This is a genomic window from Facilibium subflavum (assembly GCF_003574485.1).
In the GTDB taxonomy this organism is placed as follows: domain Bacteria; phylum Pseudomonadota; class Gammaproteobacteria; order Francisellales; family Francisellaceae; genus Facilibium; species Facilibium subflavum.
The window spans coordinates 1-10401 of the sequence record NZ_QLIT01000188.1; the positions used below are offsets into that span (position 1 = coordinate 1).

Consider the following 10401-nt stretch of genomic DNA (forward strand, 5'->3'; position numbering starts at 1 on the left):
GTGATAAGATGCACTATATTCCAGCAGTAGGCCAGATAAATACTAGGATTTAGATGCGTTTACCCTGAATTTTTATAAGTGAAATGGATTTAGATGATGATACATGGCTTAGAGCACGTGCCTGGGCTTTATGGAAGGCAAGCTTTGAGTTATGCCAGCTTCAGAACAAAAACAACGAGAAAGCTTGTATTCAGAAAAGCATCATTAACAACGTAGTAAATATCTGAAGTTACACACTTTCCATTTTTGCATATTCTTTCAAGAACTTCTCATTAATTCTGCTTGGCTAATCACATCACTATTCTCAGTGCCGTCATTCCCAAAAAGCAAAGCTTTGGCGGGAATCCACACCAGAACCCTTCCTTACCAATCACGGTTTGCGCCTGATGCAAAAGCTTACCCAACTGCAGAAAAGGAAAACTTTATTGTTATAGCCACCACTGTTTTAGGCTATCAGCGATCATCACGTGGATCGCCGCCAAGCGACGATGACCTGGCAGGTCAACGCTGCTGCAACAATGTTTGAAAAAGCCTTTCTGCCCATTTGATTTGCTTGTCTTGATGGACAATATACTGCTGATTAAAACGCGAAAATTGCAACGCAAAATAAGGCTGACTATTATCAATAACATGCAGCTGATCAATAGCCTTGGTTACTTTAATCAAATTATCACAAGACTCCTGGTAACGCTTGATAATTAAGTTTTCCGGAATATCATGCCCGCCTGCAAGAACACGTTTTTTAACACGCTCAATATTCAAATCAACACTTCCAAGCCCCATAAAATAAGCAACAATATAGTAACCCTGGCTTTTTGCCTGATAAATACGATTTATTGTGCCTTTACCAGCCAGTGTGCTCTCCAGACAAACATTAAGCTTATTCTCTAGTGCGTAGCGATACATTAAAAGCGCCTGCTTAGATGCATAAATCACATCATCTTTCCCCTGCTTTAATCGCGTAATTTTATTTAAGGCATCTGGATCAATATTTGTCTGAATATCTGATAAATCAATATACTTTCTTAAACTGCTTTTACCACTGCCATTTGCACCAATTAAAAAGACAGCCAAAGGCTGGTACTGATAATCCGGTTGGATCTTATCAATCACTGCTTGATTTAATGTATGGTTCATAAAATTTCATCATTCAGGATAAAAACAATAACAACAGTATATACACATCACAAACCACTTTATAGAATTTCTTGCTTTGTCTTTCACATCTGTTTAACAAAAAGAAATCAAAAATGGTATTATTTGTTGACACCGATAGAAATATCCTGATACGCTGAATAAAGTTTATGGAATGTTTCAACAACTTTCTCAGTATAAGCACAATAAGGATGAACTATGGCAAGAACACTTCACGAAGTACTGACATCAGCAGATTATAGGGGTAAGCATGAACGTTACAGTGAACAATTTGTAAACAAATATAATGACATGGCAGATGAGGGGAATGCATTTAGCTTAAACCTTGGCAATATTGAGCGCTTTGATTTAATTGGTTGCCAAGGCATCACTGGCTGGAGTGGTTCGGCATGGAATTCTTCCAGTAGAGCGAAAAATATGTTCACCAAAAATAACAGACAATGGCAAGTTGCCAATCTTGCTAGTGAAAAAAGAAATGAGCAAGGTGTAGATGTAGAGAACACACTGACCTTATTGCTAGGTGATAATTTCTATTCAGATGGACTTGGGTATAAAAAATGGTTTTCACGATGGAATCCAGCGACCTCAACAACATTTAACTATAACTTTACTCGCCAACCCTATGGTCGCTCTTATGCTATCTTAGGTAACCATGACTGGGGACTTTGGTCACATGGTGGCTCTGATGATTGCAAATATAAATTACAGCTTGCCTTAAACCAGGTAGAAGCCTGTTATGATGACTCTGCACAAACCCGTCAGTGGAATATGCCCTATCGTTATTATCATTTCACAACTGAAAAGGCTGATTTTTATTGTATTGATTCAAGCGCGTATCCTTATGATGAAGATCAACAAAGCTGGCTTCGTGAGGTTTATGACCGGCCAAATAAAAATACACAAAAATGGCAGATTCTTATCTCACATCACCCACTGATTGGCTTAGGAAAACGTAATCCATTTAACCCCAAGGCAATTAAAGATGCCTATAAATACTCAAAATACTTTGATCCCGGAAAAAGAAAAACTGATTTTCGTCAACAAGCACCTTATCAGCCACATAATGATCTATTAAAATGTGCTTTAAGTGATTTTGCCTTTGACGTTATTCTTTCAGCACATGATCACACACTGGCAGGATACTATATTAATCATGCCAATAAAAAAACTTTCCAGGTTGTCTCAGGTGGTGGTGGCGCAAAAAGGGAAGAAACAACAAGGCGCTATATCAATAACTTGATAGATAGTAATTATGTCGTGGCAGATGCAGGATTAGAAAATGGTGGATACTTTTTACAAGATCAATATGGTTATGTGTGTATGCATGTAGATGACGAGCAAATTGATTTTGATTATTACTGGATTGGTGGTGGAGAAAAACACATCACTGTTCAAAAGCAAAGAAATGCTCAGCAAAATGAGGCTGAAAACCTTCACCTAATTGAATAAGCAAAATCTTCAATTGCTTTTTTTGCTTGAGTAAGCGCTTTTTTAACTTCTATAACTGCTGTGCCACCAGCAACATTTTTTGCATTTATGGCCGATTGAAGTGTTAAACAACTATAAATATCTTTATCAATCTGTACGCAAAAATAATTAAACTCATCCAAGGTTAAATCACTTAATTTCTTATTTTTATCTATCGCATAATTAACGATCTGGCCGACTAAATGATGTGCCTGTCGAAAAGCAATACCCTTTTTTGATAAATAATCAGCAATCTCAGTTGCTAGGCAGTAATCATCAGTATTTTTCACAGGTTTAATGATTAAAGTTGATATAACGATGTGCGCTATCGATAACATATCACAAATAGTATCAGCTGTCGTAAAAAGCGCTTTTTTATCCTCTTGAAGATCCTTGTTATAGCCTGAAGGAAGGCCTTTTAATGTCGTTAACAAACCAATCATCTGCCCATAGACACTGCCAGTTTTGCCGCGAATAAGCTCCATGGCATCCGGGTTTTTCTTTTGTGGCATTAAAGAAGACCCAGTTGTCACCAGATCACTCATTTCAATTAAGCCAAACTCATGTGAGGAATAAATAATGAAGTCTTCTGCCAATGTTGATAAATGTGTTGCTAAAAGACTGCTTATTGATAAGAACTCAACAATAAAATCTCGATCACCGACACTTTCTAAGCTATTTTTCGATAATGCTTGAAATCCAAGATAATCAGCCATTTTTTGTCTGTCTATTTGCCATGCGTTTCCCGATAGCGCCCCGGATCCTAATGGACATATGCTAACTCGATTATAAATCTCTTGTAACCTTTGGGCATCTTTATCCAATCGCTCAAAAAAAGAGAGAAAATAATGCCCCCATGTTATTGGCTGGGCTTGCTGCAAGTGCGTATACCCCATAAGCATGGTTTCAAGATGCTTCTCAGCCTGATCACATAATGCACTTTGTAATTCTTGAATCTTGTTTTGAATCTTTTTTATCGTCTCCATCAAATATAAACGGGTAACACATGCCACCTGCTCATTACGAGAGCGTCCTGTATTGACTTTATAGGCAAGCTCTCCGATATGATCAAATAGGCACTGCTCGATAAGTGTGTGTATGTCTTCCACCCCTTGATCAATCGCATTTTGTATGAATGATTCAGAGTGAACCATCTGATTTTCTATCGCCGCTAAAGCACAATGAATTTTTTCCAGTTCAACTGATGATAATATACCGATATCACATAAACCAATGGTAAATGCTTTTGTTGCCTTAATATCATAGTGATATAAGCGCCAATCCACACTCAAAGACGCATTGAATCGAACAAACAGCGTATGATTATCCTGCAAGAATCGCCCACCCCATAGCTTTTTTTGATCATTTTGCAAATCTTTTTCTCCTTGCTCATTACCGATTTTATGTGCAGTTATCACCTGCTGTATCATATTGATCTCCTTACTAATAATTCATTTTAATTGTGCGCCAGGCTTTTCTTGCTATTAAATACATCTTCTGTTTTTAATTGCGTAAAAAAATCAATAAAAAAAGCCACCCCTTCTTTAATCTGCTCTAAATAAATAAACTCATCAGCTGTATGTGAACGCGCTGAATCCCCGGGTGAGAGTTTAACGCTGGGGCAGGTTAAAACGGCTTGATCGGACGTTGTTGGTGAACCATAACCTGGTAATCCATATGCCATTAGTGATTTAACCACAGGATGCTCAAGTGGTACTCTTGTGGGTTCAATTCGCATTGATCTTGGTGTAATAACAGATTGCATATTGGCTTTCATTATGGCCAACACCGCCTTATTATCATAGGCATCTGTCGTTCGCACATCTACAACAAATTCGCAATGATCAGGTACGACATTGTGTTTACTGCCAGCATGAATCACTGTTGGCGTCATTTTAACTTCCCCTAATGTCGATGAGGTTTTTTCAAAACAATAACTTTTAAGCCACTGAATATCTGATATTGCTTTGAAAATTGCATTATCACCCTCATTACGTGCTGCATGACCTGATTGGCCATAGGCAACACAGTCACAGACCATTAATCCCTTTTCACTAATTGCCATTTGCATGCTTGTGGGTTCCCCAACAATGGCAAAATCAACCTTGCCTATTTGTGGCAATGCTTTTTCAAGCCCGTTTTTACCCGAAATCTCTTCTTCTGCAGCAGCACAAAATACCAAATTAAAAGGTAAATTGGCATCATTATAAAAATACTGATAACACATAAGTAAACTCACCAGTGCGCCACCGGCATCATTCGCCCCTAAACCATAAAGCTTATTGCCAATGATTTCAGGTTTAAATGGATCTTTGGTGTAACTTTCACTTGGTGGCACAGTATCATGATGTGAGACCAGTAATATTGTTGGCTTATCTGGATGATAACAGCGATTATGGCTTATGATATTATTACCAACACACTTTGCTTTGATATGATGCTTATCATAATAATCCAGTAATAATTGCGCTGTCTTATCCTCTTTTTTAGAGACTGAAGGAGTTTGGATCAATGCCTTTAATAAAGAAACTGCCTGCTGATAATATTGTGCTTTACACATTGTCATGATTTATTCCCCGTAAAAATGTACCTGATTTTTGTGGCAAGCCAGCCAATTGAGCAATAATCCCATCCGTATTGCTAAGATAAACTTCTTTAACCTTATTATTTAAAGCGTTAAAACAGTTTTCTAATTTAGGAATCATCCCATCTGTAATTACCCCTTGATCTTTATATCCAATATAATCATCAAATGAAAGCGCACTAAATAAGCTTTCTGGTTCACTGATGTTTTGATAAACACCTGCTAAATCAAAGCAATACAATAATCTCACCTGGTGTTTATACTGTTTGGCTAAAGCACTGGCTATCTCACAGGCAACAGTATCAGCATTAACATTAAGCAGTTGTCCTGCTTTATCACAGGATAAAGGTGCGATCACCGGTATAACTCCCTGATAAAATAACGTTTGCAAAAAGGAAGCATCCACATCGACAACATCACCAACAAAGCCAAAATCATGTGTTTTCCTCGCGCGCTTAATGCTTCTAACAAGTCCACAATCTACACCACTCAACCCTAATGATTTGGTGTTATTAGCATTCAAATTTGCAACTATTTGGGCGTTAATCTGGCCATTTAATACCATTGCGACAACTTCTAATGTCTTTTTATCGGTAATACGTCGGCCATTGATAAATTTCGGCTCAATCGATAAAGCCTTTAAAATACGATCAACATGACTGCCACCACCATGTACGATGACTTTATTTGCCTTAACTTCAGAGAAAGCACTTAACAATGCTTGCACTTGTGCTTCATTATCAAGCACCTTCCCACCAATTTTCAATACAACCGTTTTATCATATTGCATCATAAGCCCTCTAATATTTTGCTTAGCACATATTGTGCCGCATAAAGACGATTAGCCGCTTGTTCAATAACAATTGAGTGTGGCCCATCTAAAACATCATCACTCATCACCAGGTTCCTTCTTACCGGCAGGCAATGCATTACTTTGGCCGAAGGTGCAAACTGTAATTTTGCCATATTAATCATCCACTTTGGGTCTTGATTGATGACCTGGCCATAACTTGAGGTTGATGACCAGTTTTTTACATAGACAAAATCAGCCTCTTGTAATGCCTTGTCCTGATCATATTGGCTTGGAATATTATGTTTTAAACAAGCATCAAGCTTATATCCTGGTGGGTGAGTAACAACAAAATCATAATCCATCAACTGCATCCCTTCTACAAATGAATTGGCCACCGCATGTGGCAAAGGCTTAACGTGTGGCGCCCAAGTCAAAACAACTTTGGGCTTTTTTTGAGGTTTATATGTTTCAATCGTTAGAATATCCGCTAGGGTTTGTAGTGGATGTGCCAGCGCTGATTCAAGGTTGATAACAGGGATATTCGTATAATTTAAAAAGCCACTAAAGACTTTTTCTTTCTCATCTTCTTGTTTATTTTGAAGTTCAGCAAATGCACGAATACCAACAATATCACAGTACTGCTCAATCACTTGTGCGGCTTCTTTTATATGTTCAGACTCATCTTGATTCATCACCACAGCATGGTCATATGCTAACGCCCAGCTGCTTTGAAAATCGATTGGCAAAATATTTAATCCAAGATTCTGTGCGGCTTTCATCGTTGAAACTTTTGTCCGAAGACTTGGGTTCATAAAGATAAGTCCAAGTGTTTTATCTTCGCCTAACCCCTTTTTTGCTAAAGGGTCCTGTTTTATCTTCATACAGTCCTGTATAGCTTCATTTATATCCTTGATATCATTGATTGCTAAAAAATGCCGCATTAACGCCTCCTTAAAATGCAACTGGCTTTAAATGTAGCCCCGTGCTTTGTGCTAGATTAAACATTACATTCATATTCTGCACAGCCTGGCCGGCTGCACCTTTAATTAAATTATCAATCACGCTGACTAAATGGATTATTTGCCCATGTTTTTTCACATTGACTAAACAGTTGTTCGTATTAATGACCTGTTTTAGATCTGGGTCATGGTCAACGATATGCACAAAGTCTGAATACTGGTATTGTGCCAATAGCTTTTGTTTTGCCTGTTGCTCACTTAAATGAGATGAAAAATATATCGAGGCAAATATTCCACGGGTAAAATCGCCTTTAATTGGCACAAATTGGATTGCCGTTTTTGGCTTTGGTTTCAATAATTGACGTATTTCGGCCAAATGCTGATGCGAAAAAGCCTTATAAACTGCCAGGTTATTTGCCCGCCAGCTAAAGTGTGTATGAGGACTTGATTTCATCCCTGCCCCGGTTGACCCCGTAATCGCGGTAATATGAATATCATTATCGATAAAAGGGATCAAAGGATATAAAGCCAGTGCAATTGCTGTAGCAAAACAACCTGGATTTGCAATATATTGTGAAGCTTTAATTGCCTTTTCATTGATTTCAGTCAAACCATAGATAAACCCATCTGTATTATCAACCCGGTGATCCTGAGATAAATCAATAATCTTTGTGTTTTGAGCAAATCTCATTTGTTGCAAAAACTCTTTTGCTTCACCGTGGCCTACACAAAGAAAAACCACATCAACATTCGTATTTATTTCCTCATCAAACGTTTTTTCAGGCCATAGATAACAGAAATCTGAATGGATACTTGAGATTCGTTTTCCTGTCTGTGAACGACTATAAATAAAATCGATTTCCACTTGTGGATGATTAATCACAATACGCAGTAACTCTCCGGCGGCAAATCCAGCACCACCAACAATGCCTATTTTAATTTTTGTCATTTTGTTTCCCTTAGAATAATACCTTATTCCACACCATCACTGATCTTAGGCTGATATATCAAGCCTTACTTGTTACTTCTGTATTGATTTACATACAAGTTATCTGCCATAAAAGCTTAGATTGTGGCAATTCGATCTTTTATCATCAAACCCATTAAGTTGTCCGTTTTTTGATAGGTTTTTAATTGCAAAGCCGCCACCTTTGTAAAACCCTTGATATCATCGAGCGTTAATGTTTCATTGTGCTCCCCATATTGAATCGATTGCATCGCCATTAAATCATATTTTGACTGGCATCCAGTGACATAAAAATGCCAGGGCCTTAAACTGACAAACACATCGCCGCTAACATGTGATTGGCTTGCGCTTAATAGCGCCTCGATATCACGTAAACCTGGCTCTAAAAACTGTCCTTCATGGATAAGCTCACCATAAGTATTTGCTAACATCTCTTTGATTTTTAATTGCGTTTTGGTTAAGACATGCTTTTCCAGTACGTGATGCGCCTTGATTAAAATCATTGGGGCAGCAGCTTCAAAACCAACCCGTCCCTTGGCATTGATAATCGTATCACCCACATGGATATCACGGCCAATACCAAAGCTTTGAGCAATGCTTTGTAATTTTTGAATAACACCCACAGGATTCATTGCTTCATCATTTAATGCAATAGGTTCACCTTTCACAAAACTGATTTTTATCTCTTGCAATGCATCTTTGTCTTTTGACATCGAAACCGGCCAGGCTTCTTCAGGAAGGCCCTGACTTGAAGTCAATGTTTGCACACCACCAACTGAGGTTCCCCATAATCCTTGATTGATAGAATAATCTTTTGTTTTATCTGAGCAGTCGATGCCATGTGTTTTTAAATAGTTTTGCGCCTGCGCTCGGGTTATCTTTTGATCTTTGATGGGTGTGATGATTTTCGCGTTAGGGCATAAAATATCAAACATCATATCAAAACGAACCTGATCATTACCTGCTGATGTACAACCATGTGCAATATGATCGATGCCTTTTTTATTGGCATATTCAGCAATTAAATATGCTTGAAAGGCACGCTCAGCACTGACTGACAGTGGATAGCAGTTGTTTTTTAATACATTACCAAACAATAGATATTTAACACAATGCGTATAAAAACGCTTGGTTGCCTCGATATTGTGATGTACGGTGGCACCTAGTTGGTACGCTTTTTTCTCAATCTCAAGCAATTGAGTTTGATCAAACCCACCTGTATTGACCGTGATGGTATAAACATCAAAGCCTTCATCTATTAAATATTTCACACAAAAGCTGGTATCCAACCCACCACTAAAGGCTAAGATGATCTTCATTTTCTGCTCCTTTGATTTGAACTGATTTAGATTGTAAAGCATACCTGTGCATAAACAGTTCTGGTAATTTTTACGTTTTAAAATTTCAAAATTCACACAACTTTGACACCCTTGCCAAAAGGTTAAATCCTTTGTTAACTTTTCATAAGCCACCGGCTGATAGCCAAGCTTATTATTGATATCCATCACCTGCTGAGAAGTCGTCAAACCAAATACTTTTGCATTTGGGTAATACTTTCTTGCCAATGTTAATGCTTTGGCTTTGATTTTTGATGCAATGCCAAAACCACGATAATTCTCAAAAACGATCAAGCCAGAGGTTGAAACAAAATCTTTGTCTTGCCAAGCCTCGATGTAGCAAAACCCTGCTGGCTGATCAAGCGCTGTATCAATAGCGACAATTGCATGAAAGCTGCACATCTTAGCTTTTATATACGCAATACTTCTTAATGCAATCCCTGTTTTTCGCTGTTTTGCACTGTCAGCAATCTGTTGTGAAATAGCCTTAGCAAAACGACAATGCGACGCATTGGCAATTTGTATTTTCAATCCCTGTAATTTTGCCCCTGACACAGTCAATGATCCGATAACAAACAACCATAAATCTACAATAACAAAAACTTTTATGGCAAAGATAATTCATTATTTTTATTTTTTGATGAAAAATTTTACTCAAAAAATATCAGGTAGGCTTGATAATTCTCCACACGATTATCCTAAAAAATACGGTAAAATTGCGTGGAGATTATACGTTTGATTATGGGGAGTTATAGCGCTCAAACAACAACTCTGCGACGTTACGCTTAGCTCGATCAAAGCTGATACCAATTAAATAAATTGGCTTGCCATAAGTCAGGTATTTTTCAGCATAACCTTTTGCTTTTATTTGTGAAATAGCGTCCATCGCACTGCCGAATTTCGTCAGTTTAAATTCAATAATTAAAACTTTATCTGGCATTACAAGCGTTAAATCAATCCGGCCTTGATTAGTAACATCCTCTGCAACCAAATCATAGCCCAAGGCAGCTAAATAACGTAACCGCTCCATAAAGGGCACACTTCCCCTATAGGACCTATCAGCCATTTTTTGAAAAAACAGGTGCTTCTGTTTTGGTTTCCTTCGGTTTGCTTTGTTTGTCCGGTTTAAGTTTAGCGAC

The 10401-nt window shown here is 37.9% G+C and carries 9 protein-coding genes; 1 reads left to right on the forward strand and 8 read right to left on the reverse strand.

All coding sequences use genetic code 11. The features are described 5' to 3' along the window. Nucleotides 1-501: 501 nt before the first annotated feature. Nucleotides 502-1137 carry a zeta toxin family protein gene (locus DNK84_RS10620; protein ID WP_119344488.1) on the reverse strand — a complete coding sequence of 212 codons (636 nt, stop codon included), beginning with the start codon at nucleotides 1135-1137 and terminating at the stop codon, nucleotides 502-504. A gap of 216 nt (nucleotides 1138-1353) precedes the next feature. On the opposite strand from DNK84_RS10620, the gene DNK84_RS10625 reads away from it, so the two are divergent. Then, nucleotides 1354-2604: a metallophosphoesterase gene (locus DNK84_RS10625; protein ID WP_119344489.1), complete on the forward strand. Its 1251-nt coding sequence runs from the start codon at nucleotides 1354-1356 to the stop codon at nucleotides 2602-2604. Here DNK84_RS10625 and argH read toward each other — a convergent pair. From argH to DNK84_RS10660, 7 genes are all read right to left on the reverse strand, one after another. After that, entirely contained in the window at nucleotides 2589-4052 is a 1464-nt protein-coding gene (gene argH, locus DNK84_RS10630; RefSeq protein ID WP_119344490.1) for an argininosuccinate lyase, read from the reverse strand. The genes DNK84_RS10625 and argH overlap by 16 nt on opposite strands. Nucleotides 4053-4078: 26 nt before the next feature. Further along, entirely contained in the window at nucleotides 4079-5188 is a 1110-nt protein-coding gene (locus tag DNK84_RS10635; RefSeq protein WP_235826887.1) for a M20/M25/M40 family metallo-hydrolase, read from the reverse strand. After that, on the reverse strand, nucleotides 5175-5999 hold the full coding sequence (gene argB, locus DNK84_RS10640; protein WP_119344491.1) for an acetylglutamate kinase: 825 nt from the start codon (nucleotides 5997-5999) through the stop codon (nucleotides 5175-5177). Before argB ends, DNK84_RS10635 begins: the two co-directional genes overlap by 14 nt. Continuing rightward, on the reverse strand, nucleotides 5996-6940 hold the full coding sequence (locus DNK84_RS10645; protein ID WP_119344492.1) for a Rossmann-fold NAD(P)-binding domain-containing protein: 945 nt from the start codon (nucleotides 6938-6940) through the stop codon (nucleotides 5996-5998). The genes argB and DNK84_RS10645 overlap by 4 nt, the downstream gene beginning before the upstream one ends. 10 nt (nucleotides 6941-6950) lie before the next feature. Further along, the gene (gene argC, locus DNK84_RS10650) at nucleotides 6951-7907 is read right to left on the reverse strand and encodes an N-acetyl-gamma-glutamyl-phosphate reductase (protein WP_119344493.1); all 957 of its coding nucleotides are present in this window, start codon (nucleotides 7905-7907) and stop codon (nucleotides 6951-6953) included. Nucleotides 7908-8023: 116 nt separating this feature from the next. Beyond that, on the reverse strand, nucleotides 8024-9793 hold the full coding sequence (argG, locus tag DNK84_RS10655) for an argininosuccinate synthase (protein WP_119344495.1): 1770 nt from the start codon (nucleotides 9791-9793) through the stop codon (nucleotides 8024-8026). Between the two features lie 208 nt (nucleotides 9794-10001). Next, the coding region (locus DNK84_RS10660; protein ID WP_208123306.1) for a PD-(D/E)XK nuclease domain-containing protein at nucleotides 10002-10401 on the reverse strand (400 nt) is incomplete at its 5' end.

What these genes read in the sequence shown, in the direction of transcription:
- argH (WP_119344490.1), bottom strand. Translation starts at nt 4,052, where the DNA reads ATGATACAGCAGGTGATAACTGCACATAAAATCGGTAATGAGCAAGGA.
- DNK84_RS10620 (WP_119344488.1), bottom strand. Translation starts at nt 1,137, where the DNA reads ATGAACCATACATTAAATCAAGCAGTGATTGATAAGATCCAACCGGAT.
- DNK84_RS10635 (WP_235826887.1), bottom strand. Translation starts at nt 5,188, where the DNA reads ATGACAATGTGTAAAGCACAATATTATCAGCAGGCAGTTTCTTTATTA.
- DNK84_RS10625 (WP_119344489.1), top strand. Translation starts at nt 1,354, where the DNA reads ATGGCAAGAACACTTCACGAAGTACTGACATCAGCAGATTATAGGGGT.
- argC (WP_119344493.1), bottom strand. Translation starts at nt 7,907, where the DNA reads ATGACAAAAATTAAAATAGGCATTGTTGGTGGTGCTGGATTTGCCGCC.
- DNK84_RS10645 (WP_119344492.1), bottom strand. Translation starts at nt 6,940, where the DNA reads ATGCGGCATTTTTTAGCAATCAATGATATCAAGGATATAAATGAAGCT.
- argB (WP_119344491.1), bottom strand. Translation starts at nt 5,999, where the DNA reads ATGATGCAATATGATAAAACGGTTGTATTGAAAATTGGTGGGAAGGTG.